Raw genomic sequence first — 17523 nt, forward strand, 5'->3', positions numbered from 1 at the left:
GCATCGAGTGCCCGCGACAGGAAGGGCCGAGGGCCGGCGGCGCATCAGCGCTTCGACCGCCCGGCGCGCTTGCGCTCCGGTGCCGCCTTGCCGACGTCGACGGGCACAAACGGCGCTTCGAAGTGCTTGACGAGAAAGTCGATGAACGCGCGGGCACGCGTCGATTCGTTGCGTTGCCCGGGGTAGTACACGAACAGGTCGGCGGACGGCAGGACGACGTCGGGCAGCACGAGACGCAGTCTGCCGCTCTGGATGTATTTGGCGAGATCCCACTCCGAGCGGATCAGGATGCCATGACCGTCGAGCGCCCAGCGCAGCACGATGTCGCCGTCGTTGCTGGATAGCGAGCCGCTCACCTTCAGCGCCTCGAGATGATCCTCCTGCATGAAGCGCCACACGCCGAACGCATCGTCGTTCTGCGTGTGGATGATGCAGCGGTGATGTGCGAGATCCTCCTTGCACTGCGGCACACCGTTGCGCTCCAGATACTTCGGCGACGCACACAGGAACCGGCGATTGCTCATCAGGCGGCGCGCCCTCAAGCGCTGGTCCGGCAACTCGCCGAAGCGGATGGCCATGTCGAATGCGCCTTCGACCAGGTCGACCGGGCGATCGGTGACCACGAACTGGACATCGACGTTCGGATAGCGCTTCGCGAATTCCGACACCAGCGGCGCGATGGTCGTTCGCCCGAAACCGAGCGTCGCATTGATGCGCAGCCGCCCGTGCGGGTCCGCGGGCGTGCCCGCGATCGCGTCCTCCATCTCGCGCACCTGGTCGAGAATCTGCGTGGCGTACCGCGCATACATCTCGCCTTCCGGCGTCAGGCTGACGCTGCGGGTGGTCCGGTTGACCAGCCGCTTGCCGAAGCGGTCTTCGAGAATGCCGAGCCGCTTGGTTGCCGCGGGAGGCGTGATCCCGAGCGAGCGGGCCGCGCCCGACAGGCTTTTCAGTTTGGCGAGCTGGACGAAGAACTCGAAATCGGAGGTCGAATCAGTTCTCACTTTTGGTAAAAAATGAAATGAATTGAGGTGAATTATAGGGCGCACTCCGCAGACTATGCTCCGTCTCGTTGCAGCAACGTGCATGCAATCGAAATAGCCCGCAAACGTGTCAGTCCAGGAGACGCCGCCATGAGAATCGTCGAGATTCGCGAACAAACCGTACCGATCAGCTCCCCGATCCGCAACGCCTATATCGACTTCAGCAAGATGACGTTGAGCCTCGTCGCCGTGATCACCGACGTGATCCGCGACGGCAAGCCGGTCGTCGGCTACGGCTTCAATTCGAACGGCCGCTACGGCCAGGGCAAGCTCATGCGCGAGCGCTTCATCCCGCGCATTCTCGAAGCCGACCCCGATTCGCTCGTCAACGATGCCGGCGACAATCTCGACCCGCACAAGATCTGGGCGACGATGTTCACCAACGAGAAGCCGGGCGGCCATGGCGAGCGCTCGGTCGCGATCGGCACGATCGACATGGCGGTGTGGGATGCGGTGGCCAAGATCGAGGGCAAGCCCCTGTTCCAGCTGCTGGCGGACCGCTACGGAGAAGGCCGGCCGAATCGCAGGATCTTCGTCTATGCGGCGGGCGGCTACTACTACCCGGGCCAGGATCACGAGAAGCTGAAGGACGAGATGCGCAGCTACATCGACCGCGGTTACACGGTCGTGAAGAAGAAGATCGGCGGCGCATCGCTCGACGAAGACCTGCGCCGCATCGACGCGATCCTCAGCGTGCTCGGCGATGGCCAGAAACTCGCCGTCGACGCCAACGGCCGCTTCGATCTCGACACCGCGATCCGGTATGCGAAGGCGCTCTCGCAATACGACCTGTTCTGGTACGAGGAGCCGGGCGATCCGCTCGACTTCGAGCTGCAGGCGACGCTGCGCAATTACTACGACAAGCCGATGGCGACCGGCGAGGACCTGTTCTCGATGCAGGACGCCCGCAATCTGATCCGCTACGGCGGCATGCGCGCCGACCGCGACTGGCTGCAGTTCGACTGTGCGTTGAGCTACGGTCTCGTCGAGTATCTGCGCACGCTCGACATGCTGCGCCAGCACGGCTGGTCGCCAAGCCGCTGCATTCCGCACGGCGGTCACCAGATGTCGCTCAATATCGCGGCCGGCCTCGGCCTCGGCGGCAACGAGTCGTACCCGGACCTGTTCCAGCCGTACGGCGGCTTCCCCGACGGCGTGAAGGTCGACAACGGCTACATCACGATGCCGGACCTGCCGGGCATCGGCTTCGAAGGCAAGGCCGACCTGTACGCGGAAATGCGCAAGCTGTCCGCATAAGCGGTGCAGGCACGGTGCGCCGGCCGCTCGACGGCGCACCGCATCACATCACACAACAATCAGTCGGGCAGGCGGAACCGGTGTTTGCGTTCGGGGCGATGGGCTGCATCGCCGGCACGCGGGCGCTTTCCGAAAACAGGACGTCATGCACAGGAGACAAACATGCTGGCATCACGCATTCGCAGAACGCTTTCCAAACTCTACGTCCAGGTGTTGATCGGCATCGTCGCCGGCATCCTCGTCGGACACTTCTACCCGGATATCGGCGCCCAGCTCAAGCCGCTCGGCGACCTGTTCATCAAGCTGATCCGGATGCTGCTCGCGCCGATCATCTTTGCGTCGGTCGTGGTCGGCATCGCGCGCATGACCGATCTTCATGAGGCCGGCCGGGTCGGCGTCAAGGCCGTGCTGTATTTCGAAGCCGCGTCCACCGTCGCGCTCGTGGTCGGGATGGTGGTCGTGAACCTGATCCGGCCGGGCAGCGGGATGAACGCCGATCCGGCGAAGATCGACAGTGCCGCGATCGCCAGCTACACGCATGCGGCGCAGCATCACGGCACGCTCGATTTCCTGATGAGCATCGTGCCGGGCAGTGTCGTCGGGGCTTTTGCGAACGGCGAGATACTTCCCATCATCTTCTTCTCGGTCATCTTCGCGATCGCGCTCGCCAAGCTCGGCCCGAGGACCGCGCCGCTCGTGGACATGCTGGACATGTTCCTGCAGGGGATGTTCGGGGTCGTGCGCATTGTGATGGTTGTCGCGCCCGCCGGCGCATTCGGCGGGATGGCGTTCACCATCGCCAAGTACGGCATCGGCACGCTCGCGCAGTTCGGACAACTGATGCTATGCCTGTACCTCACGTCGATCCTGTTCGTCGCCGTGGCGCTCGGCCTCGTCATGCGCATGTGCGGGTTGTCGCTGTGGAAATACCTGCGTTATATCCGGGACGAGATCCTGATTACGCTCGGCACGGCGTCGACGGAAGCCGTGCTCCCGCAGATGCTGCTCAAGATGGAGCGCATGGGCTGCTCGCGTCCGGTCGTCGGGATGGTGCTGCCCACCGGCTATACCTTCAATGCCGACGGCACCGCGATCTACCTGACGATGGCGTCGCTGTTCATCGCGCAGGCATTCAATATCCATCTGTCGATCTGGGATCAGCTCCTGCTGCTCGGCGTGCTGCTGCTGACGTCGAAGGGCTCGGCGGGCGTCGCGGGCGCGGGTTTCGTCGCGCTCGCGGCAACCTTGTCGACCATGCATCAGGTGCCCGTATCGGGCCTCGTCCTGCTGCTCGGCGTCGATCGCTTCCTGAACGAAGCGCGCGCCGTGACCAACCTGATCGGCAACGGCGTGGCAACGGTGGTGGTGGCTCGCTGGGAAGGGGCGCTGGACATGGACAGGGCACGCGCCGTGCTCGACCGTCGCGCCGGCCTGGAGTCGATCGTCGCGGACGAACACGACGCGGGCCCGCCGGCGCCGGAGCGACACGCGCAGGCGAGCGCGCCGGGCATGCAATCGAATTTGCGCTAGTCGCGGCGTGTCAGGAACACGGACACGCGCATGACGAAACCTGCGCATGCTTGCCGTGCGCGGGTTTCATTCCTTGCGTTTCCACCGGCTCAACGAAACCGGCTTGCGCGGATCGGCCCGCACCGCGCTGACGACATCGGGCTTGTCGGGATCGAGCGGAAACGATTCGGTGTAGATCCGGCTGGAAAACACCCAACCCTGCGTGCGCGGGTCGTAGCGGAACGTGACGTAGTCGCTCCAGTGCTGTCCGCATGCGACGTCGTTCTGCACCGTGAAATAGCGTCCCTTCACCGCGATCCCGCCGTCGGCGGCATCTTGCGGATCGAACGGATCGCACTGCAGCGCATCGTTCGCACGCAGCACGACGCCGTCGTTGCGCGCGGCGAGCCGATAGGTATGGTCGGCCTGTTCCTCGTAGACGAGGAGCGGCCGCGGCGACGGCTGTTCGCGCGTATCGGTCGCGCGATGCACGACGACGAGCAGGCTGTGCAGCCCGTTGCCGAGTGGCGGGCCTGGCTGCGCGACGAACGGCCGATAGCCGGCCGGCAACTGCGCGGCGATCGATGGCGGCAGCAGCGGCGCCGCCTGCGCGTGGCAGCACCACGCGGCGAACAGCGGAACGAGGGCACGACAAACCGCCCCGGCCGGCGTGCGCATCGCGCCGATCACAGATCGCGCCCGAGAAACTCGGTACCGGGCACCGGGTTGAACGTTACCGGCGGCGCGGGTGTGAAGCCGAGCGAACCATACAGTTGCCTTGCGGCGACGAATTCGGGCAGCACGTCGAGACACATCCGCGCATAGCCGGCCGCCTGCGCATCGCGCAGCAGCCGTTCGACGAGCTGGCGGCCGACGTTCAGCCCGCGCGCTTCGGGACGCACGTACACGCGCTTCATCTCGCACGTCGCCGCGTCGATTTCGCGAAACGCCGCGCAGCCGACCGCGCGCTCGCCGTGCCACGCGAGCAGCAATTGCCCGCGCGGTGCCGCGTACTTGCCCGGCAGTGCGGCGAGTTCGGGCTCGTAGTCCTGGAACGCGAGGCTGACGGTGGGGCTCGCGATGTACTTGCGGAAGATCGCTTCGACGACGGCGGCATCGTCGGGATAGCGGGCGGCGCGGATCTCGATCATGGCGGGTGGCGCGGGAGGGCGGGAACGGCAGCCAGCATAGCAGCGCGCGGGTGCTTTCGGCGGCCCGCGAAGCGTGCCAGAATCATCGCCTTCACCGTCGGAATTCGACACAAGACGACACGCAGGACACGCAGGCGCCGGCGCTTCGGCGTCGCTGACCAAGGAGACTTCGATGACTGCATCGGCTGCCGTACTCGCCATTCTGGCCGCGCTGTGGCTCGGCGCGATGATTCCGGGCCCGAGTTTCGTGCTGGTCGCCCGCAATTCGATCGGCCTGTCGCGCCGCGACGGACTCGCGACCGCGCTCGGCATGGGCGTTGGCGGGATCGCGTTCGGCGGCGTCGCGCTCGCCGGGCTCTATACGCTGTTGCAGGCGGTCGAATGGCTGTATGTGGGGCTCAAGCTGGCGGGCGGCGCGTACCTGATCTACATGGCGTCGAAGATCTGGCGCGGCGCCGACCGGCCGATCGCGATGGACGACCCGCAGGGCGTCGCCGCCGGCAGCGCGCGCAAGTCGTTCTGGACGGGCCTCACGACCCAGCTGAGCAACCCGAAGACGGCGATCTGGTACGGCAGCATCTTCGCGGCGCTGTTACCGCAGCATCCGCCGCTGTGGTGCTACCTGGCGCTGCCGCCGCTCGTGTTCGGCGTCGAATTCGGCTGGTACACGATCGTCGCGCTGTGTTTCTCGACCCGCCGGCCGCGCGAACTCTACCTGCGCGGAAAGAAGTGGGTCGACCGCGTCGCGGCCGGCGCGATCACGCTGCTCGGGCTGCGGCTGATCCTGAACGCGCCGAAGGCGGGGATCTGACGACGGGCGGTGTCGCCGGGGCGCACCGCCGTGTCATGCCTGGCGGGCATGCGGCCACGGCTGGTCATTCCGGCGGGTGACGGCCCAGCCCGATCCACCCGACCCATCCGACCCACCCGACCCACCCGACCCACCCGACCCACCCGACCCACCCGACCCACCCGACCCACCCGACCCACCCGACCCGCGTCCTGCAACCCCCGACCCGCGCCAAGCGCGCGTCACACCGCCGGAAACCGTTCGATCAGCGCCGCGAACCGCGCTTCATCCGGAAACGCCGTCACTTCATACCGCACCGGCCGGTGCGCGGTGGCCGTCATCAGGTCGCCGCATGCGTCCCGCAGCACGGCCATCGGCACGTGCGCCGACTGTCGCGTCGCTTCACGGTACAGCACGACGATGTCCGTCTCGGGCAGCAGCGTCGGCACGCCGTCGCTCCATACGCCGACGCTGAACAGCTCGCCGTTCTGCCGCCGGTACACGGTGTACGTTGCCACGAAGATGTCGGTGCCGTCCCGCTTGTGCAGGCCGTCCAGCAGCGTCCGCTGATCCTGGTAATCACCGGCGAGTTCGTCCACGCGCAGCGCGTGCAGCTTCGCCTCCAGCCCCGCCGGGATGAAATTCCGCCACGCGGCGCCGTCCCAGCGCAGCATCAGCGGCGGCAGCGGACGCGGTTGCGCGCGCGCCTGTTCGGCGAGTTCGACCATCGTCGCGAGCCCGGCCGCGTTGCGCTCGCCGGTGAGCAGCAGCACGGCGCGGTTCGGCGTCATCACGACCGGTGCGCCGGAGATCGGCTGGCGGTGCAGCAGGTCGGTCAGCAGCAGCCGCGCCGCGTCGTAGTAGTCGCCGAACTGCGACAGGAACACGCCGTCGCGCAACGCGGCCCATGGCGCCGACGACGCGCCGCGCAGGTTGTCGATCGCGATGTCGCACGCGTCGTCGAAGCTGACGCCCCATTCGGCGAGCCGTGCGCTCGTCAACCGCGCGACGCTGAATTCGCCGTCGTACGCGATGCCGATCTCGAGGTTCTCGCACAGCGGCCGGAACGCCACCTCCGACGCGCCGGGCTGTCCGGCCAACTGCAGCGCGACCGCGCCGCGCTCGGTCGCGCTGCGGATCACGGGGCGCAGCCGCGCGCGGACGTCCGCGAAGTTCGCCGGAATCTCGTGCTGCATCATCGCGTTCGCCTGGCGCTTCAGCGTCGCTTCGCGCTCGGCCGGTGTCGCGGCCGCGTAGTCGCGGAACAGGTTGTGCAGGTTGATGATGTTCGACGGGACATCGGCTTGCACGAGACGGCCCTTGTCGTCCTCGTGAAGCCACTCGCGCGTGTCGCCGGTCGCGCGCAGCGCGGCGATCAGGCGTTCGGCGAAGTCCTGCCGCGTGGGTGGCTTGCTGAAGCGCTCGCGCAGGCGCGCGACGAAGTCTGAAAGCATCGTGTGCGGTCGGGCGGGCCCGCCTGTCATTGGTCTGTCGTTGTCATGGGCGGCGGCACCCGTTTCCCGGGGCGCCGCCTGCGGCCCGCGGATATCGGCCGGATATCCGTTGCGCGTCCGGCGGCCCGCGCGCCGGCTGCGTGGCGGCGCGGGTCCGCATCGGGTGCGAATCGCGTGGCGGGTGTCGCGATGGTACCGCACGTCCGTGACGGCGTCGTACGCGGGCGACCGTGGCCGGCTGGTGCGGGTCGGAGCGGGGCGGCGTCGGCCGGGGCGCCCCTGGAGCGACCCTGGAGTGACCTCGGAGCGACCTCGGAGCGACCTCGGAGCGACCTCGGAGCGACCCCGGAGCGACCCCGGAGCGACCCCGGAGCGACCCCGGAGCGACCCCGGAGCGACCCCGGAGCGACCCCGGAGCGACCCCGGAGCGACCTCGGAGCGACCTCGGAGCGATCCCGGAGCGACCCCGGAGCGACCTCGGAGCGACCCCGGAGCGACCCCGGAGCGACCCCGGAGCGACCCCGGAGCGACCCCGGAGCGACCCCGAGGCGCCCCCGAGGCAGCACCAGGCAGCCCCAAGGCAGCCCGGGCAGGCGGCCGGGCGCATCGCCGGGGCCGCGCGGGCGCTGTCCGCGATCCCGGCGATCGGCCCGCGAGCCTTGTGCGGCGGGCGTTCGCGCCGGTTGCGCGGCGTGCCGGGGTGGGCCGCTAGCCCGATTCTGGCGGTCGACCTCCCGACGACGTGTAAACTGCTGCCTTTTTTGACGGTTTGCAGCATGGTGCAAGCTCCCCCGCGCCCGACACTGAGCGGCCCGACGCTCGTCCGGCTGCTCGCGCGCCTGACCGATGCCGACGTCGCGGAATCCCGGCAGACGCTGTCGGACCGCCTGAGCCAGTGGCTCGGCTGGACCGACGCGATCACGTTGTCGTCCGCGCTGAATGCGAACCCGCCCGGCGTCGCGGCCGGCGTGCGCGGTTACGACGCCGAGCGCGACTGCGCGCGCGTGCGCCACGACCTCGCGCAGGCGATCACGGCCGCCCACCGCCCACCCACGCGGCGGCGCCCCGGCGAGATGCCGCCGCCGCCCGCCGACACGGCCGATTTCGCGGACTTCCGCCAGAGCTGCCTGTCCCTGCAGCAGGAGATGGAGACCGCGATCGGCCAGTTGCGCGGCCGCCTGCGGGTCGCGCTCGCCGCGCGCTCGTCCGGCATGGCGCGGCTCGCGACGCTCGACGCGATCATGGAGCGCGTGCTCGGCGCGCGCGAGCGCAGCCTGCTGTCCGCCGTGCCCGCGCTGCTCGCCACGCGCTTCGAGCGGCTGCGCGACACGGAACGGCAGGCGCTGGCCGACGCGCAAGCGGCGGCCGATGCCGGTGCCGAGGGCGATGCGCCGTCCGCCGCGGCGATCGTGCCCGGCACGTGGCTCGACACGTTCCGCGACGAGATGCGAAGCATCCTGCTCGCGGAACTCGAAGTCCGGTTTCAAACGGTAGACGGGCTGCTTGCGGCCCTTCGTACCTGCTAATCGATACGCTATGTCCAGAATTCGTCTTGATCTCGTTGTCTTCATCGCCGGTCTGCTCGCAGTGTGCTGGATCGGTGTCGGCTATGTCGCGTCGAACCCGCTCGCGACGGCCGTCACGTTGCTGATCGGCGCGTGCTACGTCGCCGGTGCATGGGAACTGCTGCGCTACCGGCAGGCGACCGCCACGCTGTCGCGCGCGGTGGCTGGCTTGACCGAGCCGCCAGCGAAGCTCGACACGTGGCTCGATACGCTGCCCCCGGGCCTGCGCGCCGCCGTGCGTGCGCGTGTCGACGGTGCGCGCGTTGCACTGCCGGGCCCGGCGCTCACGCCGTATCTCGTCGGCCTGCTCGTGCTGCTCGGCATGCTCGGCACGCTGCTGGGGATGGTCGTGACGCTGAAGGGCACGGGCGCCGCGCTCGAAAGCGCGACCGACCTCGACGCGATCCGCGCATCGCTGATCGCACCGGTGAAGGGCCTCGGCTTCGCGTTCGGCACGTCGATCGCGGGCGTCGCGACGTCGGCGATGCTCGGCCTCCTGTCCGCGCTCGTGCGCCGCGAACGGATCGACGCAGGCCAGCAGCTCGACGCGAAGATCGCGACGACGCTGCGCGTGCACTCGTCCGCGCACCAGCGCGACGAATCGTTCCGGCTGCTGCAGCGCCAGGCCGATGTGATGCCGGCGCTGGTCGACCGGCTGCAGACGATGATGACGACGCTCGAGGCGCGCAGCGTCGCGCTGCACGATCGCCAGATCGAGAGCCAGCAGGCGTTCTTCGATCGAACCGAGCGCGCGTATGCGGGCCTGGCATCGAACGTCGGCGACGCGCTGAAGGAGAGTGCCGTCGAGAGCGCGCGTGTGGCCGGTGCCGCGCTGCAGCCGGTCGTCGCGGCGACGATGACGGGGCTCGCGCAGGAGATGGCCGCGCTGCGCGACACCGTGACGGGGGCCGTGCAGCGTCAGCTCGACGGGCTGACGGACGGCTTCGAGAAGACCACCGGAGACGTGACGGCCGTATGGAACCGCGCGCTCGACGAGCAGCGCCGCGCGGGCGACGCCGTCGCGCAGCAGTTGCAGACGACGCTCGGCCAGTTCACCGACACCTTCGCGCAGCGTTCGACGGACCTGCTCGACGGCGTCGCGACGCGCCTCGAATCGACCGAAAGCCGCCTGTCCGACGCATGGCGCGACGCACTCGCGCGCCAGGAACAGGTCGGCGAGACGCTGGCCGGCCAGCATGCGCAGGCGCTCGGCGAGGCCGCCGCGACGTTCGAGCGGCATTCGGGCGCGGCGCTTGCCGCGATGCGCGAGTCGCATACGGGGCTGCAGACGCAGCTGGCTGCGCGCGACGAGGAACGCCTGTCGGCGTGGAATGCTTCGCTCGCCGCGATGGCCACGAAGCTCGGCGATGAATGGCAGCGTGCGGGTGCGCACAGCGCGGGCCGTCAGCAGGAAATCTGCGACGCACTCGCGCAGACGACGCGCGACCTGACCGCGCAAGCGTCCACGTTCGAACAACGCTCGAACGACCTGCTGTCGACGATCCGCGATTCGCACGCGGGGCTGCAGACGCAGCTGGCTGCGCGCGACGAGGAACGCCTGTCGGCGTGGAATGCTTCGCTCGCCGCGATGGCCACGAAGCTCGGCGACGAATGGCAGCGTGCGGGCGTGCATAGCGCGGGCCGTCAGCAGGAAATCTGCGACGCACTCGCACAGACGACGCGCGACCTGACCGCGCAAGCGTCCACATTCGAACAACGCTCGAATGATCTGCTGTCGACGATCCGCGATTCGCATACGGGCCTGCAGACGCAACTGGCCGCACGCGACGAAGAACGCCTGTCCGCGTGGAACGACTCGCTCGCCACGATGGCGACGAAGCTCGGCGACGAATGGCAACGTGCAGGCGTGCACAGCGCGGGCCGTCAGCAGGAAATCTGCGACGCACTCGCACAGACGACGCGCGACCTGACCGCACAGGCGTCCACGTTCGGACAACGTTCGAACGACCTGCTGTCGACGATCCGCGATTCGCACGCGGGGCTGCAGACGCAACTGGCCGCACGCGACGAAGAACGCCTGTCCGCGTGGAACGACTCGCTCGCCACGATGGCCACGAAGCTCGGCGACGAATGGCAACGCGCAGGCGTGCATAGCGCGGGCCGTCAGCAGGAAATCTGCGACGCACTCGCACAGACGACGCGCGATCTGACCGCACAGGCGTCCACGTTCGAACAACGTTCGAACGACCTGCTGTCGACGATCCGCGATTCGCATGCGGGCTTGCAGACGCAACTGGCCGCGCGCGATGAAGAGCGCCTGTCCGCATGGAACGACTCGCTTGCCGCAATGGCTGCCGCGCTACGCGACGAATGGGCGCAGACGAGCGCACAGGCCGCGACGCGCCAGCAGGACATCTGCGACACGCTGGCCCGCACCGCGAACGACATCACCGCACAGGCGCAGGTGCACGCAAGCGACACGATCAACGAAATCTCGCGCCTCGTGCAGGCTGCATCGGAAGCGCCGAAGGCCGCGGCCGACGTCGTCGCCGAGCTGCGCCAGCGCCTGTCCGACAGCATGGTGCGCGACACCGCGATGCTCGAGGAGCGCAGCCGCCTGCTCGCGACGCTCGAGACGCTGCTCGGCGCGGTCAACCACGCATCGACCGAACAGCGCACCGCGATCGACGCGCTCGTCAGCACGTCGGCCGACCTGCTCGATCGTGTCGGCGCACGCTTCAACGACACCGTCGATGCCGAAACGCGCAAGCTCGATTCGGTGGCCGCGCAAGTCACGGCGGGCGCCGTCGAGGTCGCGAGCCTCGGCGATGCATTCGGTGCGGCCGTGCAGGTATTCGGCGAATCGAACGACAAGCTGCTGAACCATCTGCAACGCATCGAGGCCGCGCTGGAGAAATCGCTCGCGCGCAGCGACGAGCAGCTCGAGTACTACGTCGCGCAGGCGCGCGAGGTGATCGACCTGAGCATGATGTCGCAGAAGCAGATCGTCGAAGACCTGCAGCAGATCGCCGGACGGCGGGCATCGGTCGGAGCGTGACGCATGCATGACGAAATCGACGACGGCGCGCCGGCCGCGCCGGTGTGGCCCGCGTTCGCCGACCTGATGTCGGTGCTGCTCGGCGCGTTCGTGCTGATTCTCGTCGGCGTGATCGGCATGCAGTTGCAGCTCACGTCGAAGCTCGAGGAAGCGGTGCGCGCGCGCCAGCAGGAAGCGCAACAGCGCAAGTCGCTCGAGGAGGCGCTCGCCGGGCCGCTCGCGGCCGGCCGCGTGACGCTCGTGAACGGCCGGATCGGCATCAGCGGCAACGTGCTGTTCGCACTGAACTCCGATCAGCTGCAGCCCGAGGGCCGCGATCTGCTGAGGACGCTGGCCGGGCCGCTGGCCGCCTACCTGAAGACGCGCGACGAGATCCTGATGATCAGCGGCTTTGCCGACGACCAGCAGGTGCGCGCGGGCAACCGCCTGTTCACGGACAACTGGGAACTGTCGGCCAAGCGCGCGCTGACGGTTACGCGTGCGCTGATCGACGCCGGCGTGCCGGCGCCGTCGGTGTTCGCGGCCGCGTTCGGCTCCGAGCAGCCGGTCAGTTCGAATGCGGACGACGAAGGTCGCGCGAAGAACCGTCGCGTGGAGATCGCGCCGGTGCCGCGCAAGACCGCATCGAGCGGAGGGAAGGCGAAGTGACCGGTGACGCGACGCATGTGCGCGCGACGCTCGACGCGTGGCGCGAGCAGGGCGCCGACCGGCTCGACCCGGTGCGCTTTCATCGGCTCGACGCGCTCGAGAAGCGCGCGGCCGCGCTCGACGGCGACGCGCGCGCGTTGCTCGATGCGCGGCTCGCGACGCTGCTGGAAGGTTTTGCTCGGATCGTCGCGCGAGCCGGCGAAGCGGTTGCCGCGAGCGCGCCCGACGCGCCGGCTCGCAGCCTGCTCGGCGGGCTCGTCGCGCAGCTCGCGCGCGATGCGCAGGCCGACCGGCGCGGCGTCGATCCCGAGCTGATCGACTATTTCCGCACGATGTGGTCGAAGGTCCGCACGGAGCAGCAGTACCGGCAGTCGCTCGACCAGGTGCCGCGCAACGCGGGGCCGCTCAATTCGAACAGCCTCGTGCATCGGTCGCTCGCGACGATGCGCGAACTGTCGCCGGAATACCTGCAGCAATTCATGTCGTACATCGATGCGCTGGCGTGGCTCGAGGATCTGGCCGGCGGCGGCGCGCAGCCGGAGAAGGAAGCGCCGCGCGCGAAGGCCGCGAAACTGGCGAAGCCGGCGAAGAAGACCACGCGCACCAAGGCGCGATAACGCATGCTTTCAGCCGCGCCGGTCGTCGTCTAGCGGTTCGGCGCCTGCGCGTCGATCGCCCCGCGCAGCGCGAGCAACGCATCGGTCAGCGCCGTTGCGAATGGCGGATGCGCGGCGATGCCCGCCGCATCGAGCTGGCTGCCGAGGATCGGCAGCGTGATCGACGCGCGCTCGACGATGCACGCCGACATCACCGACAGCGTTTCCCGCAGCGCCGCGTCCGCATGCGTTGCGCGCGGCGACGCGTTCAATACCGCGACCGGCTTGTACACCACGGCTTCGCATCCCACGACCCAGTCCAGCGCGTTCTTCATCACGCCCGTCACGCCGTGTGCGTATTCCGGGCTCGCGATCAGCACGCCGTCCGCCGCGTTCAGCCGCTCGATCAGGTCGCGCACCGCGGCCGGCGACGGATATTCGGCGTCGGGATTGAACAGCGGAAATTCACCGAGACGATCGAAGCGCGTGATGCGCATTGCGCGCGGCGCGACGCGTGCCGCCGCATCCAGCAGCGCCGCGTTGTACGACTGCGCACGCAGGCTACCGCACAGCGCGACGATGTCGATGCGGCGTTCGGAATCGGTTTGGGGTTCGGTAGCCATCGAGGAGCGTGTCGGCAAGGGGCTTGCGCGGCGGCGTCGCGCGGATCCGATGGATTATCGCATCGGGCATCGGGCATCGGGTGCCGGGTGCCGGGCCGGCGTCGCGCACATCGTGCACGGCCGGCCGACCGTCGCTGCCTCACCCCGCCTGCCGCGCCCCGAACGCCTGCTTGATCCGCGCGAACAGCCCGTGCTGCGCGATCCATTCCGCATATGCGCGATAGTCCGGATCGCGCATCAGATGCCGTTCTTCCGTCTTCGCCCGCGTGTAGTAGATCAGGTTGACCGCGACGAGCCCCGCGCAGTGCATGAGCCCGACCTGCCAGCCGAGCGGCTCGACGAACGGCACCGACACCATCCAGTACGACAGGTTCTTCGTGATGTACGCCGGATGCTTCGTAAAACGATACGGGCCCGACGTAATGATCCCGCGATTCGTGAGGTTCGAGAAACGCAGTCCGAACGAGATCGTCGACAGCGCGTAGGTCATCAGCAGCAGGATGATCACCGCGCCCCAGATCACGCGCAGCGTCGGCGCGGACAACAGCCAGTTGTCCCAGAACAGCGAGCCTTCGTAACGGATGTAGTTGTTCGAGAACAGCGACCAGAACGGCTGGTAGCACATCAGCGCGGCGACCCAGCCGAGCGTGGTCGGCTCGACGGTGCGCACATGGCTGTCGAGGATGCGGAACGTGCACAGGTAGCCGACGGTGCCGAACATCAGGTCCATCGTGAACGACAGGTCGTACAGGAACACGAAGGTCGCGATCGTCATCGGCGCGTTCATCGCGTGCGTGAGCGACGCGCTCAGGTGATCGGCGTCCTTCGACAGGTAGACCGTCATCAGCGGCAGGAAGAACGCCTTCACGCCCCAGCCGGCGAGCATCTCGCGCACGGGCTGCCAGCTCGCGGGCTGCTCGCGACGGAACAGGAAGCGGCCCCACAGCAGGTACGCGTCGTCGGTCTCGCGCTGGTGGCGATCCATCCACGCGAAGTAGAACGGCGCGGCGACGATCACGTACGGCGCGAGCGAGCGCAGCAGCGACCAGAACGGCAGGTAGAACGCGCCGTGATATTCGGGCAGCAGCCAGTAGATCATGCCGATGCCGGCGTAGATCGACGTCAGCGCGCCGAGCCGCGTCGCGACGCGAGCAAGCCCGAGCGGGCGCACGGCCTGCCGCGACAGGCCCGCGCTCGGGCGCAGGTAGACGCGCGAGATGAAGATTTCGTGCAGCGCGATCGTGCCGATGATCGCGAGGCTGGCGACGACCGCGCGCGTGGCGGCGTCGAGGGTCGGCTGGTCGCGCGTGATCCACAGCGCGAAGAGACCGGCCGCGATGCCGAGCAGGCCGGCGCGGAATGGCGTGGCGGAACGAGGCGGGCGGGCCTGGACCGCGGCGATGCCGTCGAGTGTGGAATTCATGATCGGATCCTCGTCGGGATGAGGGCCGGCGCCCCCGCTTGGCGGGTGGCGCCGGCCGTCGGCCGGGCTTTGGATTGGTATGTGCCCGGCCATTGGCCTGTGGTTCTGATAGGTGAAGCGTTACTTCTTCGGGGTGGCGCCGAGCAGGCCGCCGAGCAGGTTCGTCACCGGCGCGAGCAGGTTGTTTGTGCTGCCCGCCGCACCGGTCGAGCTGCCGGTCAGGCCGGCCGTGACGGTACCGCTGCCGGACGGCGTCGTCACCGTGCCGGCCGCGCCGCTCGGGCTGGCCGTGCCGACCGCGCCGAGCGTGCCGGCCGCCGACGTCAGCGAGCCCGTCAGCGTGCCGACCGGGCCGTTCGTCAGCGCGCCGCCGAGGTTGCCGGTCAGGCTGCCGCCCGGCGTCGTGACCGTGCCGGTGAGGCTTGTGCCGAGCGGCGTCAGCGAGTTGACGAGACCGGTGACCGGTGCGAGCAGGCCGCCGACGCCCGAGCCGCTGGTGCCACTCGTACCGCTCGTACCGAGGCCGCCGAGCGCACCCGTCACCGTGCCGAGCAGGCCCGTGACCGGCGCGAGCGGGCCGCCGCTGGTGCCACTGGTACCGCTGGTGCCGCCCGTGCCGCTCGAACTGCTGCCGCCGCCGAGGCCGCCCGTCAGCGTGCCGAGCAGGCCGGTAATCGGGGCGAGCGGGTTGGTGCCGCTGCTGGAACTGCCGCTGGACAGCAGGCCGCCGCCCGACGCCACCGTGTTGCCGAGCTGGGACACGCTGCCGCCGGCGCTCGTGCCGACCGGGTTGCCGGTCGTGCTGCCGACCTGCGAACCGGCGAGGCCGAGGCCGCTGCCGAGCGTGCTCAGCAGGCCGCTGAGCGGGGCGCCGAGCATGGTTGCGCCGCCGAGCGTCTGCGTGGCGCCAGGCGTCGTGACACCGCCGGTCAGCGTGTTCGTGATCGGATTGATCACGCTGCCGAGCTGCGTCTCGATCTGCTGCACCGGCGCGCTGTTCAGCGCCGTGTTCAGCGCCGATGCGGTCGAATTGACCGCGGTGCCGGCCGTATTGACGAGACTGCCGACCAGGGTCGTCGCCGGCGCGAGCGGCGACAGCGGACCGGTGCCGAGGCTCGTCACTGCATCGCCGAGGTTGTTGACCGCGCCGCCGGCGCCGGTCAGCAGGCCGGTGGTCGACGTGAGCGTCGGGCCGAGCGGGTTCGGCGACACGCCGATCGAGCCGAGGCCGGCCGCGACGCCGCTGCCGAGCGACTGCACGCCGCTGCCGAGGCTCGTGACCGCGTTGCCGATGCTGGTGGCCGTCGTCGGGTTAGTGCCGGGGACCTGCACGCTGCCGACCTGCGTACCGCCGTTCACGACCGTCGTGCCCAGTCCCGTGACGAGCGTGCCGGTTTGCTGCAGGACGTTGCCGAGCGGGGTGACGCCGGTGCCGGAAGTGCCCGACGTACCGGAGGTGCCTGACGTACCGGAGGTGCCTGACGTACCGGAGGTGCCTGACGTACCGGAGGTGCCTGACGTACCGGAGGTGCCTGACGTACCGGAGGTGCCTGACGTACCGGAGGTGCCTGACGTACCGGAGGTGCCTGACGTACCGGAGGTGCCTGACGTACCGGAGGTGCCTGACGTACCGGAGGTGCCTGACGTACCGGAGGTGCCTGACGTACCGGAGGTGCCTGACGTACCGGAGGTGCCTGACGTACCGGAGGTGCCTGACGTACCGGAGGTGCCTGACGTACCGGAGGTGCCTGACGTACCGGAGGTGCCTGACGTACCGGAGGTGCCTGACGTGCCGGAGGTGCCTGACGTACCGGAAGTACCCGACGTGCCGGAAGTACCCGACGTGCCGGAGGTGCCTGACGTACCGGAAGTGCCCGACGTACCGGAGGTGCCTGACGTGCCGGAGGTGCCTGACGTACCGGAAGTACCCGACGTGCCGGAGGTGCCTGACGTACCGGAAGTGCCCGACGTACCGGAGGTGCCTGACGTGCCGGAAGTGCCTGACGTGCCCGACGTACCGGAAGTGCCCGACGTACCGGAAGTGCCCGACGTACCGGAAGTGCCCGACGTACCGGAAGTGCCCGACGTACCGGAGGTGCCTGACGTACCTGACGTACCGGAAGTACCCGACGTACCGGAAGTGCCGGAAGTACCGGAAGTGCCAGAGGTACCCGACGTACCGGAACTGCCCGACGAACCCGAAGTCCCCGAACTACCGCCGCCTGACGTACCCGACGAGCCGCCGCCCGACGTCCCGGAAGTCCCCGAAGTGCCGGACGTTCCCGACGTGCTCGGCTTGATCGACGGGGTGACCGGTCCGTCGACCGAGCCGCAACCGTACAGTGTGACGAGCGACAGGACGGCCAGCGATACCGTCGTTTTCTTGAAGTAATGATGCATGGTGGCCTCGACATTGGAAATGTGTCCCGGCCACATCTGCAAATT

Annotated in this window: 14 protein-coding genes; 7 read left to right on the top strand and 7 right to left on the bottom strand. The window is 68.8% G+C overall.

The genetic code is table 11. The features are described 5' to 3' along the window. Nucleotides 1-44: 44 nt before the first annotated feature. Complete coding sequence (locus AC1Z3W_RS04125) at nt 45-1004, bottom strand: LysR family transcriptional regulator (protein ID WP_057925814.1); 960 nt, start codon at nt 1002-1004, stop codon at nt 45-47. Between the two features lie 129 nt (nt 1005-1133). Between AC1Z3W_RS04125 and AC1Z3W_RS04130 the strand changes: the two genes are divergently transcribed. Both AC1Z3W_RS04130 and dctA read left to right on the top strand, forming a co-directional pair. Then, on the top strand, nt 1134-2300 hold the full coding sequence (locus tag AC1Z3W_RS04130; RefSeq protein ID WP_057925813.1) for a mandelate racemase/muconate lactonizing enzyme family protein: 1167 nt from the start codon (nt 1134-1136) through the stop codon (nt 2298-2300). Nucleotides 2301-2462: 162 nt separating this feature from the next. Further along, nucleotides 2463-3830, top strand: coding sequence for a C4-dicarboxylate transporter DctA (gene dctA, locus AC1Z3W_RS04135; RefSeq protein ID WP_175827281.1), 1368 nt, complete (start codon nt 2463-2465; stop codon nt 3828-3830). Between the two features lie 66 nt (nt 3831-3896). On the opposite strand, the gene AC1Z3W_RS04140 is transcribed toward dctA, so the two are convergent. Together AC1Z3W_RS04140 and AC1Z3W_RS04145 are read right to left on the bottom strand one after the other, a co-directional pair. Further along, nucleotides 3897-4487 carry a hypothetical protein gene (locus AC1Z3W_RS04140; RefSeq protein WP_483507097.1) on the bottom strand — a complete coding sequence of 197 codons (591 nt, stop codon included), beginning with the start codon at nt 4485-4487 and terminating at the stop codon, nt 3897-3899. 8 nt (nt 4488-4495) lie between these two features. Then, nucleotides 4496-4960, bottom strand: coding sequence for a GNAT family N-acetyltransferase (locus AC1Z3W_RS04145; RefSeq protein ID WP_057925811.1), 465 nt, complete (start codon nt 4958-4960; stop codon nt 4496-4498). Between the two features lie 172 nt (nt 4961-5132). Here AC1Z3W_RS04145 and AC1Z3W_RS04150 point away from each other — a divergent pair, with 172 nt between their 5' ends. Next, entirely contained in the window at nt 5133-5771 is a 639-nt protein-coding gene (locus AC1Z3W_RS04150) for a LysE family translocator (RefSeq protein ID WP_057925810.1), read from the top strand. A gap of 221 nt (nt 5772-5992) precedes the next feature. Here the strand turns inward: AC1Z3W_RS04150 and AC1Z3W_RS04155 are convergent, their stop codons facing one another. Continuing rightward, entirely contained in the window at nt 5993-7204 is a 1212-nt protein-coding gene (locus tag AC1Z3W_RS04155) for a DUF1444 domain-containing protein (protein ID WP_124835625.1), read from the bottom strand. A gap of 776 nt (nt 7205-7980) precedes the next feature. Here AC1Z3W_RS04155 and AC1Z3W_RS04160 point away from each other — a divergent pair. Genes AC1Z3W_RS04160 through AC1Z3W_RS04175 form a run of 4 tightly spaced genes read left to right on the top strand, consistent with a single transcriptional unit; the run spans nt 7981 to nt 13053 of the window. Beyond that, on the top strand, nt 7981-8730 hold the full coding sequence (locus AC1Z3W_RS04160) for a DUF3348 domain-containing protein (protein ID WP_175827282.1): 750 nt from the start codon (nt 7981-7983) through the stop codon (nt 8728-8730). Nucleotides 8731-8740: 10 nt separating this feature from the next. Further along, a complete protein-coding gene (locus AC1Z3W_RS04165) occupies nt 8741-11788 on the top strand; it encodes a DUF802 domain-containing protein (protein ID WP_483507098.1) in 3048 nt (1015 codons plus the stop codon). A gap of 3 nt (nt 11789-11791) precedes the next feature. Continuing rightward, nucleotides 11792-12436 carry an OmpA family protein gene (locus AC1Z3W_RS04170; RefSeq protein WP_057925806.1) on the top strand — a complete coding sequence of 215 codons (645 nt, stop codon included), beginning with the start codon at nt 11792-11794 and terminating at the stop codon, nt 12434-12436. After that, the gene (locus tag AC1Z3W_RS04175) at nt 12433-13053 is read left to right on the top strand and encodes a DUF2894 domain-containing protein (protein WP_483507099.1); all 621 of its coding nucleotides are present in this window, start codon (nt 12433-12435) and stop codon (nt 13051-13053) included. Before AC1Z3W_RS04170 ends, AC1Z3W_RS04175 begins: the two co-directional genes overlap by 4 nt. Before the next feature lie 29 nt (nt 13054-13082). Here the strand turns inward: AC1Z3W_RS04175 and AC1Z3W_RS04180 are convergent, their stop codons facing one another. The 3 genes from AC1Z3W_RS04180 to AC1Z3W_RS04190 form a co-directional block, all read right to left on the bottom strand. After that, a complete protein-coding gene (locus AC1Z3W_RS04180; protein ID WP_124835629.1) occupies nt 13083-13655 on the bottom strand; it encodes an NADPH-dependent FMN reductase in 573 nt (190 codons plus the stop codon). Between the two features lie 139 nt (nt 13656-13794). After that, nucleotides 13795-15078, bottom strand: coding sequence for an isoprenylcysteine carboxylmethyltransferase family protein (locus AC1Z3W_RS04185; RefSeq protein ID WP_057925803.1), 1284 nt, complete (start codon nt 15076-15078; stop codon nt 13795-13797). A 120-nt stretch (nt 15079-15198) separates the two neighbouring features. Continuing rightward, on the bottom strand, nt 15199-17478 hold the full coding sequence (locus tag AC1Z3W_RS04190; RefSeq protein WP_483507100.1) for a collagen-like triple helix repeat-containing protein: 2280 nt from the start codon (nt 17476-17478) through the stop codon (nt 15199-15201). Nucleotides 17479-17523: the final 45 nt, after the last annotated feature.

Source organism: Burkholderia sp. 10_S31, assembly GCF_056930375.1.